The organism is Amycolatopsis thermalba, from assembly GCF_023376025.1.
Lineage (GTDB): Bacteria > Actinomycetota > Actinomycetes > Mycobacteriales > Pseudonocardiaceae > Amycolatopsis_E > Amycolatopsis_E thermalba.
On the sequence record NZ_CP091196.1, the window covers coordinates 3090250 to 3107669 of the forward strand.

The 17420-nt window shown below is 71.0% G+C and carries 20 protein-coding genes; 12 read left to right on the forward strand and 8 right to left on the reverse strand.

Going from position 1 to position 17420, the window contains the following annotated elements; all coding sequences use genetic code 11:
- Window positions 1-69 precede the first annotated feature (69 nt).
- A complete protein-coding gene (locus L1857_RS14910) occupies window positions 70-672 on the reverse strand; it encodes a TetR/AcrR family transcriptional regulator (RefSeq protein WP_094005838.1) in 603 nt (200 codons plus the stop codon).
- 67 nt (window positions 673-739) lie between these two features.
- Between L1857_RS14910 and L1857_RS14915 the strand changes: the two genes are divergently transcribed.
- The 3 genes from L1857_RS14915 to L1857_RS14925 are packed head-to-tail and all read left to right on the forward strand — an operon-like array spanning window position 740 to window position 3147.
- Entirely contained in the window at window positions 740-1435 is a 696-nt protein-coding gene (locus tag L1857_RS14915) for a YqeB family protein (protein ID WP_094005839.1), read from the forward strand.
- 32 nt (window positions 1436-1467) lie between these two features.
- Entirely contained in the window at window positions 1468-2481 is a 1014-nt protein-coding gene (locus tag L1857_RS14920; protein ID WP_094005840.1) for an aminotransferase class V-fold PLP-dependent enzyme, read from the forward strand.
- A gap of 33 nt (window positions 2482-2514) precedes the next feature.
- The gene (locus tag L1857_RS14925; RefSeq protein WP_094005841.1) at window positions 2515-3147 is read left to right on the forward strand and encodes a hypothetical protein; all 633 of its coding nucleotides are present in this window, start codon (window positions 2515-2517) and stop codon (window positions 3145-3147) included.
- Between the two features lie 13 nt (window positions 3148-3160).
- Here L1857_RS14925 and L1857_RS14930 read toward each other — a convergent pair whose 3' ends face one another.
- Window positions 3161-4117, reverse strand: coding sequence for an IS481 family transposase (locus tag L1857_RS14930; protein ID WP_094009241.1), 957 nt, complete (start codon window positions 4115-4117; stop codon window positions 3161-3163).
- A gap of 149 nt (window positions 4118-4266) precedes the next feature.
- Between L1857_RS14930 and L1857_RS14935 the strand changes: the two genes are divergently transcribed.
- A complete protein-coding gene (locus L1857_RS14935; protein ID WP_094009240.1) occupies window positions 4267-5352 on the forward strand; it encodes an IS630 family transposase in 1086 nt (361 codons plus the stop codon).
- Here L1857_RS14935 and L1857_RS14940 read toward each other — a convergent pair.
- Together L1857_RS14940 and L1857_RS14945 are read right to left on the reverse strand one after the other, a co-directional pair.
- A complete protein-coding gene (locus L1857_RS14940) occupies window positions 5349-5921 on the reverse strand; it encodes a hypothetical protein (RefSeq protein WP_116115509.1) in 573 nt (190 codons plus the stop codon). The genes L1857_RS14935 and L1857_RS14940 overlap by 4 nt on opposite strands.
- 68 nt (window positions 5922-5989) lie before the next feature.
- Window positions 5990-6919 (reverse strand): ferritin-like domain-containing protein, encoded by a 930-nt coding sequence (locus tag L1857_RS14945; RefSeq protein WP_249465375.1) that lies wholly within the window; start codon window positions 6917-6919, stop codon window positions 5990-5992.
- A gap of 107 nt (window positions 6920-7026) precedes the next feature.
- Here L1857_RS14945 and rimP point away from each other — a divergent pair, with 107 nt between their 5' ends.
- From rimP to L1857_RS14980, 7 genes are all read left to right on the forward strand, one after another.
- On the forward strand, window positions 7027-7560 hold the full coding sequence (gene rimP, locus L1857_RS14950) for a ribosome maturation factor RimP (RefSeq protein WP_094005844.1): 534 nt from the start codon (window positions 7027-7029) through the stop codon (window positions 7558-7560).
- Window positions 7557-8582 (forward strand): transcription termination factor NusA, encoded by a 1026-nt coding sequence (nusA, locus tag L1857_RS14955; RefSeq protein WP_094005845.1) that lies wholly within the window; start codon window positions 7557-7559, stop codon window positions 8580-8582. Before rimP ends, nusA begins: the two co-directional genes overlap by 4 nt.
- Window positions 8583-8716: 134 nt before the next feature.
- Window positions 8717-8971 (forward strand): YlxR family protein, encoded by a 255-nt coding sequence (locus L1857_RS14960; protein WP_369806800.1) that lies wholly within the window; start codon window positions 8717-8719, stop codon window positions 8969-8971.
- A gap of 89 nt (window positions 8972-9060) precedes the next feature.
- Entirely contained in the window at window positions 9061-11973 is a 2913-nt protein-coding gene (gene infB / locus L1857_RS14965; RefSeq protein ID WP_094005846.1) for a translation initiation factor IF-2, read from the forward strand.
- Between the two features lie 67 nt (window positions 11974-12040).
- A complete protein-coding gene (locus tag L1857_RS14970; RefSeq protein WP_094005847.1) occupies window positions 12041-12334 on the forward strand; it encodes a DUF503 domain-containing protein in 294 nt (97 codons plus the stop codon).
- Window positions 12335-12346: 12 nt separating this feature from the next.
- Window positions 12347-12808, forward strand: coding sequence for a 30S ribosome-binding factor RbfA (gene rbfA, locus L1857_RS14975; protein WP_094005848.1), 462 nt, complete (start codon window positions 12347-12349; stop codon window positions 12806-12808).
- Window positions 12809-12970: 162 nt separating this feature from the next.
- Window positions 12971-13354, forward strand: a complete 384-nt coding sequence (locus L1857_RS14980) for a hypothetical protein (protein WP_116114367.1) — start codon at window positions 12971-12973, stop codon at window positions 13352-13354.
- On the opposite strand, the gene L1857_RS14985 is transcribed toward L1857_RS14980, so the two are convergent.
- The gene (locus L1857_RS14985) at window positions 13342-13890 is read right to left on the reverse strand and encodes a TetR/AcrR family transcriptional regulator (protein WP_094005849.1); all 549 of its coding nucleotides are present in this window, start codon (window positions 13888-13890) and stop codon (window positions 13342-13344) included. The genes L1857_RS14980 and L1857_RS14985 overlap by 13 nt on opposite strands.
- A gap of 85 nt (window positions 13891-13975) precedes the next feature.
- On the opposite strand from L1857_RS14985, the gene L1857_RS14990 reads away from it, so the two are divergent.
- Window positions 13976-14680 carry an SDR family NAD(P)-dependent oxidoreductase gene (locus tag L1857_RS14990; protein WP_116114369.1) on the forward strand — a complete coding sequence of 235 codons (705 nt, stop codon included), beginning with the start codon at window positions 13976-13978 and terminating at the stop codon, window positions 14678-14680.
- A 41-nt stretch (window positions 14681-14721) separates the two neighbouring features.
- Here the strand turns inward: L1857_RS14990 and L1857_RS14995 are convergent, their stop codons facing one another.
- From L1857_RS14995 to L1857_RS15005, 3 genes are all read right to left on the reverse strand, one after another.
- Complete coding sequence (locus tag L1857_RS14995) at window positions 14722-15153, reverse strand: hypothetical protein (RefSeq protein WP_162831235.1); 432 nt, start codon at window positions 15151-15153, stop codon at window positions 14722-14724.
- 97 nt (window positions 15154-15250) lie between these two features.
- Window positions 15251-16288, reverse strand: a complete 1038-nt coding sequence (locus L1857_RS15000) for a hypothetical protein (RefSeq protein WP_162831236.1) — start codon at window positions 16286-16288, stop codon at window positions 15251-15253.
- Between the two features lie 80 nt (window positions 16289-16368).
- A complete protein-coding gene (locus tag L1857_RS15005) occupies window positions 16369-17403 on the reverse strand; it encodes a TRM11 family SAM-dependent methyltransferase (protein ID WP_116114375.1) in 1035 nt (344 codons plus the stop codon).
- Window positions 17404-17420 lie beyond the last annotated feature (17 nt).

Below are 17420 nucleotides of genomic sequence, written 5' to 3' on the forward strand. Positions count from 1 at the left end.
CCCGCGGCGCGCGGCGATCCGGGCGCGTCTATGAGGTAGATCACCACGCTTCGAGCGCGGGCAGCCGGGTCAGTCCGCCGGCGGCCCGTCCAGCAGCAGCCCGACCTGTTCCACGAGCAGCGGAGCCTCGGCGGCGGCCTCGAAGCCGCCGCCCGCGGTCCGGCCGGCGAACCCGTCGATGAGCAGCATGATCCAGACGGCGAGCCGGTCGGCGGGAAGGTCGGTCCGCACCTCGCCCGCGTGCTGAGCCTCCGCGACGACCTCCCGGAGCGCGGCGCGGAGGGTGTCTTCGTCGGCCCGGAGCGCGGCCGCGATGTCCGGGTGGGACGTCAGCCCGCCGACGACCGTGATGAAGCCCGCTGCCCGGGGGTCGGCCAGGTCGGCGACCGCGTGGCCGACGTAGCCGAGGATGACCTGCCGCGCCGGGGTCCCGGGTTCGCGCGCGGCGAAGAACCGGCGCGTCTCCTCGGTGCCCTCCTCGAGGATCGCCACCAGCAGCGAGTCCTTCGTCGGGAAGTGGTGGAAGAACGTGCCCGACCCGATTCCGGCGATCCGGCAGATTTCCGCGGTCGTGGCACCGGCGTACCCGTGCAAGGCGAACGCGGTGAGCGCCGCGTCGATGATCTGCAGCCGCCGGGCTCGCCGTCGCACCGGATCGATGGGGCGTGGCATGACCCCATCCTAGTTAGTGGAGTAGCTACTCTGTTAATGTCTCCCCGTCGGCGGAAAGGGGAGCACGATGCCGGAGTCAGGGCGCGTTCTGCGCGTCTCCCGGGCCCTGGTCGCGGGGATCGCGCTGGCCGGGCTGCCGCTCGGCGCCGGCGCGGCGCTCCTGGTGCGGCCGGTCACCGGCTGGGTGATCGGCCTGTTCGGCGCGGCTCCGGGGCCGTTGCGCCTGCTGGCCCGCGTGCCGGTGCCCTGGCTGGTGGCCGGTGGTGCCGCCGCCGGCCTGGTCGCCACGGCGTTGCTCGCCGCGCGGGTCCTGGCGGAGACCACCGCGGTGGAGATCACGGGGCGGGGCGTGACCGTCGAGCGGGACGGCTCCCGCGTGTTCGTCGCGCGTGAGCGGATCGCGGCGGTCTACACCGACCCGCGGGATCTCGTGCTGCGCGGCGCGGACGGGCGGGAGCTGTTGCGCCGCGAGGCCGACATCGGCGCCCGTCGTCTCGCGGCGGCCTTCGCGGCCGCCGGCTATCCCTGGCGCGGCACCCGGGACCCGGACGAGGACCGGTTCCGGCCCTGGGTGGACGGCACGCCGGACCTGCCGGCCGAGGTGCACGACCTGCTCCGGCGACGCGAACGGGCGCTGCGCGACGGCGAGGCCGGCACCGCGGTGGCGCTCCGCGACCAGATCCAGGACCTCGGCGTCGTGGTGCGTGAGCGACGAGCGCACCACGACCAGCAGTGGCGTCCGGCCGCGGCGAAAACGCGGTGACCACCGCCCGGGTGGCCGGTTAGCGTCCGGGCATGCGCACAGCCTTCGGAGCCGATTTCGACGTCCCCACCGGGTACCTGAACACCCCGAGCATCGGGATCCCGCCCGCGGCGGTGGCCGACGCGGTGGCGGCGTCCGTCGAAGCCTGGCGCACCGGCGGCAACCAGCCGGGCGACTTCGAGCCGCTCGTCGCGCGGGCGCGGGAGTCGTTCGCGCGTCTCGTCGGCGTGCCGTCCGGCCGGATCGCGATCGGCTCGACCGTGTCCCAGCTGCTCGCGAGCGTCGCGGCCGGGCTGCCCGAAGGCGCCCGGGTGCTCACCGCGGCCGGGGAGTTCACCAGCACCACGTTCCCGTTCGCCGCCCGGGGCGCGCGGATCACCGAGGTGCGCCTCGCCGAGCTGCCCGGCGCCGTGCGCGGGCACGACCTGGTGACCGTCAGCGTCGCGCAGTCCGCGGACGGGGCGCTGGTGGACCTCGGCGCGCTGCGCGCCGAAGCCGAAGCCGCGGGCGTCCCGGTCGTCCTCGACGCGACCCAGGCCGCCGGCTGGATGCCCCTGGACCTGGAGTGGGCCGACTGGGTGGTGGCCGCCGGGTACAAGTGGCTGATGTCCCCGCGCGGCTGCGCCTGGCTGGCGGTGCACCCGCGCGTCGCCGAGCGGACGGTGCCGGTTTCGGCCAACTGGTACGCGGGCGAGGACCCGTGGCAGACCACCTACGGCATGCCGCTGCGCCTGGCCGGGGGTGCGCGCCGCGTTGACCTGTCCCCGGTGTGGTTCGCGCACGCCGGCGCCGCGGTGGCCCTGCCGTACCTGGCGTCGCTGGACCTGGCGGCGGTGCGCGCGCACAACGTCGAGCTGGCCGACGCCCTGCTGACCCGGCTCGGCCTGCCCGGACGCGGCAGCGCGATCGTGGCGCTGGCGGCCGACCCGGCCGCGCTCACCCGGGCAGGGGTCACGGCCAGCGTCCGCGCGGGCAAGGCGCGGGTCGGCTTCCACCTCTACAACACCGAAGACGACGTCGAACGGGTTCTGGACGCGTTGCGGTGAGTCACCCGGAGGAGTGAGCTACGGTGTCCCTCCGTGGTTGGTGCGCAGTTCCCTCCCGGTCGCGGTGACACCGCGCCGCTGCCCCGCATCCCGGCCGAACCGTCGCCGCCCCGGCGCGCCCCGGTGCTGAAGATCGCCGGGCTGGTGGCCGTCGCGGTCGTGGCGGGGCTGGTGTGGTGGCTGGTGCGTGGCGGCTCCGCCGAGGAGGCCCCGCCGGCGGCGCAGGCCCCGGCCAAGGAGTTCCAGTTCACCGTCACCGAGGGCCCGGTGGCCGCGACCGACTGCGCCGCGAACTCGTATTCGCAGGTCAAGCAGTTCTTCGCGGAGCACCCGTGCCAGCGGCTGTCGCGCGCCCTGTACACGACCGCCAGCGGCGCCTCGCGCGCGCTGGTGTCGGTCGCGGTGGTCACCATGGCCACCCCGGAGGAGGCGCAGCAGCTCAAGAAGCTCGCCGACACCGACGGCACCGGCAACGTCAACGACCTCGTGCGGGACGGCACCGCGAAGATCCCCGGCGCGCCGAAACTCGCCGGCGGCGACTACCTGTCCCGGGTGACGGGCAGCTCGGTGACCATCGTGCTGTCCGCGTTCTTCGACGGCCACTCCGACGAGGCCACGCTGCAGCGCATCAGCAAGGAGGCCCTCGACCTGGCGCCGGGGGCCTAGCTGTATCCGGCCGTTAGGTTGGTAGCCGGCTGATGGGCGGTCGTCCTCCGAGTGCGCTGTGGCGGCGTTCAGTGTTGTAGTGCTCGATCCAGGCTGCAAGTGCTGCTGCTCGTGCCTCGTTGCTGGTGAAGGCGTGCCGGTAGGCCCACTCGGCCTGGAGGGTGCGGTTGAGGCGCTCGACTTTCCCGTTCTGCCAGGGGCAGTGGGGCCGGATGAACTTGTGTGTTGCGCCGAGTGCTGCGACCGCGGCGGCCATGTCGCGTGATCGTCGGTAGCTGAGGTGGTTGTCGGTGATCACGCGCTCGATACGGGAGATCCCGTGATCGGCGAAGTAGGCGGCGGCACGCAGTAGGAACGCCGCGCAGGTCGAGCCCTTCTCGTCGGGCAGGATCTCGGAGTAGGCCAGGCGGGAGTGGTCGTCGACGAGTGAGTGGACGTAGTCGTAGCCGATGCCGCGAGCACGGACCTGTTCACTGCGGCCGTGGACACGCCAGCCACCGCCGTCGGGGATCTTGCCGAGCTTCTTGACGTCCATGTGGACCAGCTCGCCCGGTCGTTCGCGTTCGTAACGGACGCCGGTTGCGCGGGAGGCGCGAATGACGTCGCCGGTGATCGGGTCGCACTCGGCCAGGTAGGGCACCTCGTGGCGGCGCAGGATCCGCGACACGGTGCGGGGCGGGAGTCCGAGCTCGAGGCCGATCCAGTCCTGTCCGCGGCGTTCGCGGTGACGTAGGTCTAACACCCGCTGCTCGACCTCGTCGGGCGTGCGGTTGGGGCTCGTGTGTGGGCGTGAGGAGCGGGTGACCAGGCCAGACTCGCCTTCGGCGGCGTAGCGGTCGATCCAGGTCTTCACACACTTGCGGGACACGCCCATCGCTTCGGCGATGTGGGCCTGTTTCCAGCCGGCCTGGTGGCGTTGAACGATCAGTCGCCGACCGTGAACCGTCAGCCGGGCACTACCGTGGAACACGAGAACCTCCGGATCGGAGTGGGCCTTAGACAAGCCACATCCCAACCGGAGGTTCTCCTTTACTCAGCCAGACACGCCGCTACCAACGTCCTGACCGGATACACCTAGTGTCCTGAGTCGTTAATTCGAGTTCAGCTGTAGGGTGCGGCATGCCGAATCCGAAGCTGCCTGAGTTGGCCTTGTCCGTTGATGAGGCACAGACGTTGCGGAACTGGGTGCAGCGGCGGAAGACGGCTCAGGCGTTGGCGTTGCGGTCGCGGATCGTGCTGCGGTGCGCCGAGGGCGGCTCGAACAGCGAGATCGCCGCGGAGTTGGGCGTCGGGCGCGCGATGGTCGCGAAATGGCGTTCCCGGTTCGTGGCCCAACGACTGGACGGCCTGGTCGACGAGCCACGTCCGGGGCGCCCGCGCACGATCACCGACGAGCAGGTCGAGGCGGTGATCACCAAGACGCTGGAGTCCACGCCGGCGAATGCGACGCACTGGTCGACCCGGTCGATGGCTGCGGAGTCCGGGTTGACCCAGACCGCGGTGACCCGGATCTGGAATGCGTTCGGTCTGCAGCCGCATCGCCGTGAGGCGTGGAAGTTGTCCAAGGATCCGTTGTTCGTGGACAAGGTCAAGGACGTGGTCGGGCTTTACCTCGCGCCGCCGGAGCGGGCGGTGGTGCTGTGCGTGGACGAGAAGTCCCAGATCCAGGCGCTCAACCGCACCGCCCCGATCCTGCCGATGATGCCGGGAACGCCGCAGCGTGCCACGCACGACTACACCCGCCACGGCACCTCCAGTCTGTATGCCGCACTGGACATCGCCACCGGCAAGGTCATCGGCCGGCTGCACGCGCGGCATCGTGCGATCGAGTTCAAGAAGTTCTTGATCGCCATCGACAACGAAGTACCCGCGGACCTGGCAGTGCATCTGGTTATGGACAACGTCTCGACCCACAAGACCCCGGTGATCAAACGCTGGCTGGCAGCTCACCCGCGGTTCACCGTGCACTTCACTCCGACCTCGAGTTCCTGGCTCAACCTCGTCGAACGCTGGTTTTCCGAGCTGACGACCAAAAAACTCCAACACGGCAGCCACACCAGCGTCCACGCGCTCAATCGCGACATCCGCGCATGGATCGAGACCTGGAACAACGAACCACGGCCCTACGTCTGGACCAAGACCGCCGACCAGATCCTTGACTCCATCGCACGCTACTGCACGCGAATTAATAACTCAGGACACTAGCTCGCGTTGCGCAGGTAGGCCACCAGGGCGTCGATGAGCAGGAACGGTGGCTTGCCCAGGGCCGGGATCTCCGGGGACGGCGGGAGCTGCTCGCCCGCGACGACGAGCTCCTTCGAGCTCTGCAGGAACACCGGCTGGTGCGCCTCGTCCAGCACGAACATCACCGCGGTGTGGTCGACCAGCCGCGCGATCGTCGTTCCGGTGATGCCGGGCCGCGAGCCGGTGAACCGGGCGCCGGTGCCGAGGTAGACGCCGCGGCGGGCCGGGTCGGTGCCGCGCCAGCCCTGGTCGGCGCCGGGCACCAGGCGCGGGTCGCCGTGGACGGCCTGCAGCTCGCTCAGCGCCCGGCCCTGCACCTGCGCCAGCGGCTCGTCCACCAGCGGCTGCGCGACCTCGTAGAGCGCGTAGCGGGTGCCGCCGGGCTCGGGCGGCATCAGGAACAGGTGCAGCACGACGAACTCGCCGGGCCGCCCGTGCGGCATCCGGATCAGCTGGCGCAACAGCAGGCCGCGCAGGCGGGCGGCCCCGTCCTCGGTGAGGCCGGCCAGGGTGCGGGTCAGGGTCAGCAAGGGGCGTCCTCGGGCGTCGAACGTGTCCCGGGAAGGTTATGTCGTCACGCGCCGTGGCGCGCCCCCAGTCAGCTCTGCGCCGAACCGGGCAGCACGATCGCCGTCGGTTGCTCGCCCGCCGCCTCGCGCCAGCGGGTGCCGCGCCGGGCGGACGCGAGCAGCGCCTTCAGGGCGACCTCCCGCAACGCGGCGTCGTCGGTCTGCTCCAGCACGCCCCGCCAGGCGGTGGCGGCGTCCGCCTCCGCGGTGGCGACCACGCTCTTGGCCGAGGTGGCGTCGGTGACCGGCTGTGGCGTGAGGTAGGCCGGTTCGGCCACGCCGGGCTCCACCCCCACCGCGGTCAGCATCCGCACGCACGCGTCGCGCCGGTCCTGGTGCTCGGACGTGCCCTCGGCGACACCCGCGCTGTAGGTGCCCGGCAGGAACGCGCTGACCAGCCCGTAGATCCACAGCGCGGCGTGCTCGGCGGACAGGGCCTGCTGCACCGGGCCGACCGACTCCGGCGGGATCGCCGACGCGGTCGCGGCCACCGCGCCCGGTGCGGCGCCCGGCCCCAGCCGGTTCCCGACCTGCTGCAGCCCGGCGCAGCCCCCGGCGACCGCGGCGACCAGCCCGGCCCGGTACCGGGGCAGCCCGCCGACCAGGCCCTCGGCCTGCTGCCGGGCGGTGGCCAGCCGCTGCTTGAGCCCGGCCATGCCCTGCTCGGACGGCACGACCACGGCCGGCTGCGACTTCGGCCGGTTCAGCCGGTCCACTTCGGACTGCAGCGCCTGGGCGTGCGCGGCGCGCGCGGCCGAGTACTGGCGCGCCACCTCCGCGTCGGCCGACGAGGAGGCGGCCACGGCGTCGGCCGCCGCGGCGTCGGCCCGGGCCTGTTCGGCCAGCAGGGCCAGCGGATCCGGTTCGTCGGAGTAGCCGGTTGCGCACGCGGCGAGGGGGACGGCCAGCGCCGCCAGCGCGCTCGCCCGCAGGACGTCACGACGGGTACGGGGTCTCACGTGCGCCCATCCTGCCAGGGGACCGGTGACCACGGGCGGTGACCGGGGCCAACAAGATAAGCTTGTCCCTCACTGACCGACAGCAGACCAAACAGGAGAGCGCCAAGGTGCCTGGAGAACTCGCCGCCCGGCTCGAGCCGATCGTGGCCGAAGCCGTGTCCGGCGCGGGTTTCGACCTCGACGCGCTCGACGTCCAGCAGGCGGGCCGCCGCAAGCTCGTCAAGGTCGTCGTCGATTCCGACGACGGCGTGGGACTCGACGAGGTCGCCGACATCAGCCGTGCCGTCTCGGCCGCGCTGGACGAGAACGAGCAGCTGATCGCGGGCGCCTACACGCTCGAAGTCACCTCGCCCGGCGTCGACCGCCCGCTGACCCGGCCGCGCCACTGGCGCCGCTCGCGGTTCCGCCTGGTGCGGATCACGCCGCGGGAGGGCGCCGAGTACGTGGGCCGCGTCGGGCACGCGGGCGAGGAGTCGGTGCGGGTGCTGGTGGCCGGTGAGATCCGGGACGTGCCCTACGCCGACGTGGCCAAGGCCGTGATCGAGATCGAGTTCAGGCAGCCACCGGCCGAGGAGCTGAAGCTGCTCGACCAGGACGCCTCGGAGCACAACGCAGGCGAGCCGGAGGAGGATCCGAAGTGAACGTGGACATCGCGGCCCTGCGCGCGATCGAGCGGGACAAGGACATCCCCTTCGAGACGGTCCTCGAGGCCATCGAGACCGCGCTGCTGACGGCCTACAAGCACACCGAGGGGCACCAGCCGCACGCCCGCATCGACATCGACCGCAAGACCGGCGTGGTGCGCGTCCTCGCGCACACGCTGGACGAGAACGGCGACATCGACGAGGAGTGGGACGACACGCCCGAGGGCTTCGGCCGGATCGCGGCGACCACCGCGCGGCAGGTCATCCTGCAGCGGCTGCGCGACGCCGAGCACGAGAAGACCTACGGCGAGTTCTCCACCCGCGAGGGCGAGATCGTCGCCGGCGTGATCCAGCGCGACGCGCGGGCCAACGCGCGCGGCATGGTGATCGTCCAGATCGGCGACACCGAGGGCGTGATCCCGCCGGGCGAGCAGGTGGCCGGCGAGCGGTACGAGCACGGCGAGCGGATCAAGGCGTACGTGGTGACCGTGTCGCGCAGCGCCCGCGGCCCGTCGATCACGCTCTCGCGCACCCACCCCCACCTGGTGCGCAAGCTGTTCGCGCTGGAGGTCCCGGAGATCGCCGACGGCACCGTCGAGATCGCCGCGGTCGCCCGGGAGTCCGGCCACCGCACCAAGATCGCCGTGCGGTCCACCGTCCCCGGGGTCAACGCCAAGGGCGCGTGCATCGGCCCGATGGGCCAGCGGGTGCGCAACGTGATGAGCGAGCTCGGGGGTGAGAAGATCGACATCGTCGACTACTCCGAGGATCCGGCTCGCTTCGTCGGGAATGCGCTGAGCCCCGCGAAGGTTGTTTCGGTACGGGTGGTGGACGAGCGTGCGAAGACGGCCCGCGTGGTGGTGCCCGACTTCCAGCTGTCCCTGGCCATCGGCAAGGAAGGCCAGAACGCCCGCCTGGCCGCCCGGCTCACCGGGTGGCGGATCGACATCCGCAGCGACGCCGCGGCCGGCTCCGAGGAGGACGCCACGCCCGCGGCGACAACCGGTTCGGCTGAGTGAGGGGCCAGGAGTTAAACTCGAAGATGGTGCGTAGCTCGCATTCGGCTACCGCACGCTCCGAGCACCGGGGGAAGACCCCGGTGCGCACGTGCGTGGGGTGCAAGAAGCGGGCTGCCGCCGGTGAACTACTGCGAGTGGTCGCGCAGGACGGGCGACTGGTCGCCGACATCCGTCGGCGGCTGCCCGGGCGGGGTGCCTGGTTGCACCCCGAGCCGGAGTGCCTGGCCAAAGCCGAGCGGCGGCGGGCGTTCCCCAGGGCGCTGAAGGTGCCCGGGGTGCTCGACGCGGCGGGCGTGCGGCAGCATCTCGAGAAGATCACCGTCGGCATGGCGGACCGGGGAACGGCCCCGGTCCGGATGGATTCAAGGAAGCAGGTCGACCCGTCATGAGTCAGCCGTGAAGCTGAAGCCATGAACGCGCGACGATAGGACGAGGTCGAGCGGGTTTTGCCGCCCGGCCTCACCAGTTGAGGAGAGCAGTGGCAGGCAAGGCCCGTGTGCACGAGCTCGCGAAGGAGCTCGGGGTTACGAGCAAGGAAGTTCTCGCCAAGCTGAAGGAGCAGGGCGAGTTCGTGAAGTCGGCGTCGTCGACCGTCGAGGCACCCGTTGCCCGGCGGCTGCGCGACGCCTTCGTCGCCAAGGACAACAAATCCGCCGGCCGGTCCGGCGGCGCCCGGCCGGGACCGTCGGCCGGGAACGGCGCGGCCCCCAAACCCGCCGCGCCGCGTCAGCAGCAGCCGCAGGCCCGACCGGTCCCGGGCGCCAAGCCCGGCCCGCGTCCCGCCCCGCAGCAGCAGGCCCCGGCCCCGCAGGCGCCCGCGCCCCAGGCGCCGGCCCCGCAGCAGCGTCCGGAGCCCCAGCAGCCGGCGCCGCAGCAGCAGGCCCCGGCCGCGAAGGCGCAGCCCCAGGCACCCAAGCCCCCGGCACCGCGTCCCGGTGCGGGCGGCTCCGGCCAGTCCGGCTCCGTGGTGCCGCCCAAGCCGCAGGGCCCCAAGCCCGGGCCGAAGCCCGGTCCGCGCGCCCCGCGGCCCGGCAACAACCCGTTCGGTGTCGGCCAGGGCGCTCCGGCGCCGCGTCCGCCGGCACGTCCCGGCGGCCAGGGCGGCGAGCGCCCGGCCGAGCGGTCCGGCGGCGGTGACCGTCCGGCTCCGCGTCCCGGTGGCGGCACCCGCCCGAGCCCGGGCAACATGCCGCCGCGCCCGAACCCGGGCATGATGCCCGGCCGCGTGCAGCGGCCCGGCGGTGGTCCCGGCGGTGCCGGCCGTGGTGGTCCCGGTGGCGGCCGCGGTGGCGCGGGCGCGGGCCGCGGCGGACCGGGTGGTCCCCGTGGCGGCGGCGCTCCGCGTGGTGGTCCCGGTGGCGGCGGTGGCGGCGGCGGTTTCCGCCCCGGTGGCGGCGGCGGCGCTCCCGCCGGTGGCGGCTTCCGCGGTGGCGGCGGCGGTCGTGGCGGCGGCGGTGGCCGCGGTGGCACGGCCGGTGCCTTCGGCCGTCCGGGTGGACCCTCGCGCAAGGGCCGCAAGTCGAAGCGGCAGAAGCGCCAGGAGTACATGGAGAACATGCAGGCGCCTTCGGTCGGTGGCGTCCGGCTGCCCAAGGGCGGCGGGGAGACCATCCGGCTCCCGCGGGGCGCCTCGCTGACCGACTTCGCGGAGAAGATCGACGCGAACCCGGCCTCGCTGGTGCAGGTGCTGTTCCACCTGGGTGAGATGGTCACCGCGACGCAGTCCGTCTCGGACGAGGTGCTGGAGCTCCTCGGCTCGGAGATGAACTACAACGTCCAGGTGGTCAGCCCGGAGGAGGAGGACCGCGAGCTGCTGGAGACCTTCGACATCACCTACGGTGAGGACGAGGGTGGCGAGGAGGACCTGCAGGTCCGCCCGCCGGTGGTGACCGTCATGGGTCACGTCGACCACGGTAAGACCCGCCTGCTCGACACCATCCGCAAGACGCGGGTGCACGAGCGGGAGGCCGGCGGCATCACCCAGCACATCGGTGCCTACCAGGTCGAGACCGAGCTCGACGGCAACGAGCGCCTGATCACCTTCATCGACACCCCGGGTCACGAGGCGTTCACCGCCATGCGTGCCCGTGGTGCGAACTCCACCGACATCGCGGTGATCGTGGTCGCCGCGGACGACGGCGTCATGCCGCAGACGGTGGAGGCGATCAACCACGCCCAGGCGGCCAAGGCGCCGATCGTGGTCGCGGTCAACAAGATCGACAAGGAAGGCGCGAACCCGGACAAGATCCGGCAGCAGCTCACCGAGTACAACCTCGTGGCCGAGGAGTACGGCGGCGACACCATGTTCGTCGACATCTCGGCTCGCGAGAACATCAACATCGACGGGCTGCTCGAGGCGATCCTGCTGACCGCGGACGCCACCCTGGACCTGCGGGCCAACCCGGACATGCCGGCCCAGGGCGTCGCGATCGAGGCGCACCTGGACCGCGGCCGCGGCCCGGTGGCCACCGTGCTGGTCCAGCGCGGCACCCTGCGGGTCGGCGACTCGGTCGTCGCCGGCGACGCGTACGGCCGCGTGCGGCGGATGGTCGACGAGTACAACGAGGACGTCACCGAGGCGCTGCCCTCGCGTCCGGTCCAGGTCATCGGCTTCACGTCGGTGCCGGGCGCGGGCGACACGTTCCTCGTCGTCGAGGAGGACCGGGTGGCCCGGCAGATCGCCGAGCGCCGCCAGGCCCGCATCCGCAACGCGCAGAACGCCGCGAAGCGGAAGCGCGTCAGCCTGGAGGACCTGGACTCCGCGCTGAAGGAGACCAACAGCCTCAACCTGATCATCAAGGGTGACAACTCCGGTACGGTCGAGGCCCTGGAAGCGTCGCTCATGCAGCTCGACGTCGGCGAAGAGGTCGAGCTGAACGTGGTCCACCGCGGCGTCGGTGGTGTCACGGAGAGCGACATCGACCTGGCGACGGCCTCCGACGCGATCGTCCTGGGCTTCAACGTCCGGGCCGAGGGCAAGGCGACCGAGCGGGCCAACCGCGAGGGCGTCGACGTCCGGTACTACACGGTGATCTACCAGGCGATCGACGAGATCGAGCAGGCCCTCAAGGGCATGCTCAAGCCGGAGTACGAAGAGGTCGAGCTGGGCCGCGCCGAGGTCCGGGAGGTCTTCAAGTCCTCCAAGTTCGGCACCATCGCCGGTTGCCTCGTGCAGTCCGGGGAGATCCGCCGCAACGCGAAGGCGCGTCTCCTGCGGGACAACGTGGTCGTCGCCGAGAACCTGCCGGTCAGCTCGCTGCGGCGGTTCAAGGACGATGTGGTCGAGGTCCGCGAGGGCTACGAGTGCGGTCTGACGCTCGGGTCCTACAGCGACATCAAGGTCGACGACATCATCGAGACCTACGAGCAGCGCGAGAAGCCGCGCGTCTGAGTCGGGTAGTGGTGCGCGGGGCCGGTCTGGTGACCGGCCCCGCGTCCTCACCTGGGACAGGGAACCCATGTACGTAGGTGCGCTCGAACTCGACGTCCTGTTCGGCGACGTCCATTCGCTGAAGCAGAAGCGGTCGCTGGTGCGGCCGCTGATCGCCGAGGTGCGCCGCAGGTTCGAGGTGTCGGTCGCCGAGGCCGGCCACCTGGACCTGCATCGCCGCGCCCTGATCGGGGTGGCGGTGGTGGCGGCCGACGGTGAACATGTTCGTGACGTGCTCGACGGCTGTGAACGGCTGGTGGCGCAGCGCCCCGAGTTGGAGCTGCTCTCCGCCCACCGCCGCCTGCTCGGGCCAGAAGACTAAGGGGAGTGCGTGATGGCCGATCCGGCTCGCGCCCGCAAGCTGTCCAAGCGGATCTCGCAGATCGTGGCGTCGGCGATCGAGCACGAGATCAAGGACCCGCGGTTGAAGAACGTGACGATCACCGACGCGAAGATCACCGCGGACCTGCACGACGCGACCGTGTACTACACGGTGCTGGGGGAGACGCTGGAGTCCAAGCCGGACTTCCCGGGCGCGGCCGCCGCCCTGGAGTCGGCGCGCGGGGTGCTGCGCAGCCGGGTCGGGCAGGGCACGGGGGTGCGGTTCACGCCGACGCTGACGTTCGTCGCGGACACCATCCCGGAGGACGCCCGGCACATCGAGGACCTGCTGGCGAAGGCCCGCGAGGCCGACGCCGAGCTGGCCCGCCGCGCGGCCGCTGCCCAGCACGCCGGTGACCCGGACCCGTACAAGCAGCCACGCGAGGCCGACGAGGACGACTCCGACGAGGAGTAGTCCCACCCGGTTTCGGTCGGCGGTGGTCGGGTTGCCGCTGCGCCGCGATGCCGGCGAGAGCGATGCCGGCGAGGAGTTGCCGCGCCCGGTCTTGACCCGCGGTGCTTGGATTGCCGCAGCACTGCCGCTGCGACGCGATCTGAGGGGGTCCGCGTGGGGTCGATGGGATGGCTGTACCCGTTCCGTTCCCGGCCGTGGGCCGAGATCGCCGCGGAGTTCCACCGGCTCGCCGACGCGCGGCCGGCCTACCGGCCCATGGCCGAGATCGTCGACAGCGTGCTCGGCTCGGGCACCGTCCTGCTCGGCACGACATCGCTGGGTGATCTGATCGTGGTCGATCGCCCCGTGCCGCGCGCGCCGTGGGGTGCCGTCGTGGTGTCCGGGCCGTGGTCCCGGCGCGCCGCGGTCGCGCCCGGCCGGGTGCGGGTGGAGCACGTGGGCGCCGACGGTGAGTCCGACGAACGTCCCGTCGCCGAGGCCGTGCCGCTGTTCTGGTGCTTCGTGACCCGCAAGTTCGGCGTGATGCCGGCCGCTCAGGTGTCCTGAGGCCGGAGCCCGTCGAGCAGGAACGTCAGGTGCCGGCGCCAGTCGCCGAGCGGAGCGGCCTGGGTGGTGGCGGCGATGGCGAAGGCCAGGTCGTCGAGCCCGAAGTCCGGGCGCAGCACCCCGGCGTCGTGGGCCCGTGCCAGCACTTTCTCGAACACCTCGCCGACCCGCTCCCGGGCCGCCCGCAGCCCCGGCGCGTCGGGGAGCGCGCTCGTGCACAGTTCGGTCATGCCGCGGTCCACCGTCTGCAGCTCGCAGGTCCGCACGATCAGCTCGACCAGCCCGTCCCACGGGTCGTCGGCCCCGAGTGCCTGCTCGGCCTCGCTCGCCCAGTGGTCGAGCATGCCGCCGAACGCCGCCGCTACCAGGTCCATCCGCGTGGGGAACCGGTTGTAGAGCGTCCCGATTGCGACCCCGGCGCGTCGCGCGATCTCCTCCAGCGGCGCGTCCAGGCCCTTCTCGCCGAACACTTCGCGCGCGGCGGCGATCAGCAGCTCGCGGTTGCGCTGCGCGTCGCGGCGAAGGGGACGGGTCACGGCATCCAGTATAAGAAACTTGAGGATTGCCTCATATTGAGATAGAACTTGAGGGGTCACTCAACTTATCTGGAGGCGAATCGAGATGCAGACACTCGCGATCTTCGGCGCCGGTCCGGGGATGGGCCTGGCCACCGCCCGCCGGTTCGGCAAGGAGGGCTACCAGGTCGCGCTGGTGGCGCGCCGCGCGGACCGGCTCTCGTCCTTTGTGGAGACACTGGCCGCGGAAGGCGTTGCGGCGCGGGCGTTCCCGGCGGACCTCAACGACCTCGACGGCCACGCGCGGCTGCTGGCGGACATCGGGCCGGTGGACGTCGCGGTGATCAACGGCTCGCTGGATCTCGCGCTGCTGAAGCCGGTGCGCGACCTGGACGTCGAGACCCTGCGGGCGGCCGTGGAGAGCGTGGTCCTGGCGCCGCTGTCGCTGACCCGGCTGCTGCTGCCGGGGATGCTGGAGCGCGGTTCGGGCACGCTGCTCTACGGGTTCGGCTCGTCGGCGAAGAACCCCGAGCCGATGCTGGCCGGCGCCGGTGCGGCCCAGGCCGCGCTGCGCAACTACGTGCTCGCGCTGCACGCCGACCTGGCCGGCACGGGCGTGTCCGCCGCCGCGATCACCATCGGCTCGCTCATCCGCGACAGCGACGCGGAAAAACTGTTCGACGCCTCGGCCGAGGCCCGCCGCGGCTTCGAACCGGACCGCGTCGACCCGGCCGGCCTCGCCGAGATGCTCCTGCGCATGACCCAGCACCGCGGGCCGGCCGAGCAGATGGTCGGTGAGCTGGCCGGCTAGATGTCAGGGCGTTCGGTGTCCGTCATGTTCGCCATCGGTAGTCACGGGATCCGCTCTGGACCGACCCGGCGGAAGGCCCGGTAGAGGGCCCGGACCCGTTTCAGAATCATCGAGATCGTCAACAGCATCTGAACCGCGATGGCGACCAGGACCGCGCTGATCGGTGTTGGTAGTGGCTGGCTGGTGTCCGTGAAAAGTGCCAGCCAGCCCAACAAGGCGGTGAGGACAAGTCCGAGCAAGACCGCGTACGAGATGTTCGCCCGAAGTTCATCGGTGAGCCTGTTCATCAAATTCTGATACGCGGGGTCGGTCTTGTCTGTCGCGCGCATGGTCAGGTCGAAGAGAAGAACGAAGACGTTGAAGATCAGACCTGTCAGGATCGCGACAGCTGCGAGTACTTCTGGCACATGGCTCGCCTGCGAGCCTTGGATCCACACGACGGCGGCCAGGCCCACTGGAACGCCGAGGAACATCAAGTAGTCCCGTACGCGCGGTCTGCCGGACTCCGCGTCCCGCAGAGTGCCGTAATGATCCTTGATAAGTGCGAGTGTGGAGAACTTGCTGCTGCCCTTACTCGATCGCCCCCTCACTTGGCCCCTCCTGCTTTGGTAGCTCCACCACAGTCCTCAGGCTCTCTTCGGACCAGGAGCCAGTCTGCCAGGTGGTACCGACAATCTGAGCGCCGAAGGCCTGCGCGACTTCTGCCACCATCCCGCTCACTTCGCGGTAAAAGGCCTGGTCATCAGGCCTGTCGCGGCCCTGAATCTGGTACACGAACGACGGCATCCGGTCCGCGGAGATTGACAACGTGGTACTCCGGTCTCCCACTTCCATCCGTACGTTGAGCTCATCGAAGTCGAGCGAACCGACCGACAGCAGCCGTCGCCGGGCGCTGTCGTCGCGGCGAAACTTCTCGGTCAAGCCGCGGGTGAACTCCGGGATGCGTCCCTTGCTGATCTTCATCTCCAGCCGGCCCAAGTGCGCCTGGTTGTCCCGAACTTCGAGTTGATCGGCGATGTCTGGTGGAAGGCCCGATCGCTTCAGAGTCACGGCGCCGATGCGCGCTTGATCCAAGAACGCCTGCAGGGCGTTCTCGTGAACCACGGCGTCAAAGTCGATCACCATCCTCGTGTGCGCGCGAAAGCCCCGCTTCAGCAGCGGGACGATCTGCGTCGTTCCGGTCGAGCCTGATACGGACTCCAACGCCAGGAGGCCGACGGTGGACTTGGTGCCGGCGACGATCAAGCCGCGCCGCCGGTTGCTCTCGATGTGGTGCTCCGCACGAGTGAAGACCGGATGACTGCCGCTTGCTGCCGGATCGATGAACGTGGAGTTGACCCCGCTGGTGCCAAGATCAGCTATGAAGCGGACTGACCGTCCTGCGGGGGTCACTCCTTGAACAGTCAGGTGCTTGGTCTTCTCGTCCACGCGGCGGCCTAGCAGGCCGTTGAGCAGGCCGTAGAGGGTCACGATCGCGTCGGAACGAGATCGTGGGATCCCATGCGCATCGGCGCCTTCACCGCACAGTTCGCCGAGCGGAAGGCGGGTTGCGGCATCGCCATGCCTATGCACGCTGAAGGTGTAGAACCGGTAACCGTATTTGCCCACGTAGCCGATCTCCTTGTTCAGGTGATCGACTATTGTAAACAGCGTCCAAGCGACGACTTTGAGGCGTCGTCAAACGGCTTTCAGGCGGGTTTGCGCGCGACGATCAGGTCCCGCAGGATCGCCTGGTCGACCCGGTGCGCGAACTCCTCCCACGGCCCGCCGGCGCGAACCTCCAGCCCGGCGCGGTCGAGGATCGACGCGATCTCCTCGCGCTTGGCGACGTGCGTGTTCCAGCTCAGGCCCAGCGCGCCGCCCGGCTTGAGCACCCGCGCCCACACCGGCACGGCGGCCGCCAGCAGGTCGCGCGGGCTCCGCGTGAGCTCGTCGGGCTGGTGGCTGCCGTGCTGGACGCCGTAGGGTGCGTCGGCGACCACGACGTCGGCCGAGCCGGCCTTGAGCAGCTCGTCGGTGGTCAGGGTGTCGGCGTTGAAGAACGTGACGTGCCGCGCGTCGCCGGCCTTCCAGCGTTCCTTCTCCAGCGCGTAGGAGATCTCCAGGCGCTGGCCGAGCCGGTGCTTGTGCCGCCGCAGCGGGCCGGAGTCGGCGTTGTGCTTGACGCGCTTCTGCCGCAGCCAGGTCTTGATGAACCGTTCGTAGGCCTCGAAATCCTTCTTGTCGACGTCCAGCCCGGTCGCGTCCAGGCCGTACATCATCGCCTGGTTCAGCGTGGTGCCGCGGCCGCACAACGGGTCCACCACGTGCAGCGGGCGGTCCAGGAACTCGGCGGGCCGGGACCGGGACAGCAGCGTGACGTTGAGCAGCAGCTTGGTGAACAGCTCGTTGGTCTTGCCCGGGTACTTCTGGATCGTGAGCAGGTCCGAGTCGAACCGGTCCAGCGGCGTGATCTCCAGCGGGCGCAGCAGGTCGCCGCTGAACTCGAACAGCGCGTACAGCGACGAGAGGTTCGACAGCAGCGCGATGTCCTCTTCGGACAGCGGCTCCGCGGTGGCGAACGTGACGTAGGTGACGCCGCCGATCCGGCGCTCGCCGATCTCGGCCGGCGGTGTGCGCAGGGCCTCGCCGAACACGGTCAGTTCGGCCCGCAGCAGACCGGCGGAGGCGTCGGCGTAGACGCGGTTGGCGCCGGGGTAGAGGAGGATCCCGTAGTCGAACATCGGGAAAAAGCGTAGCT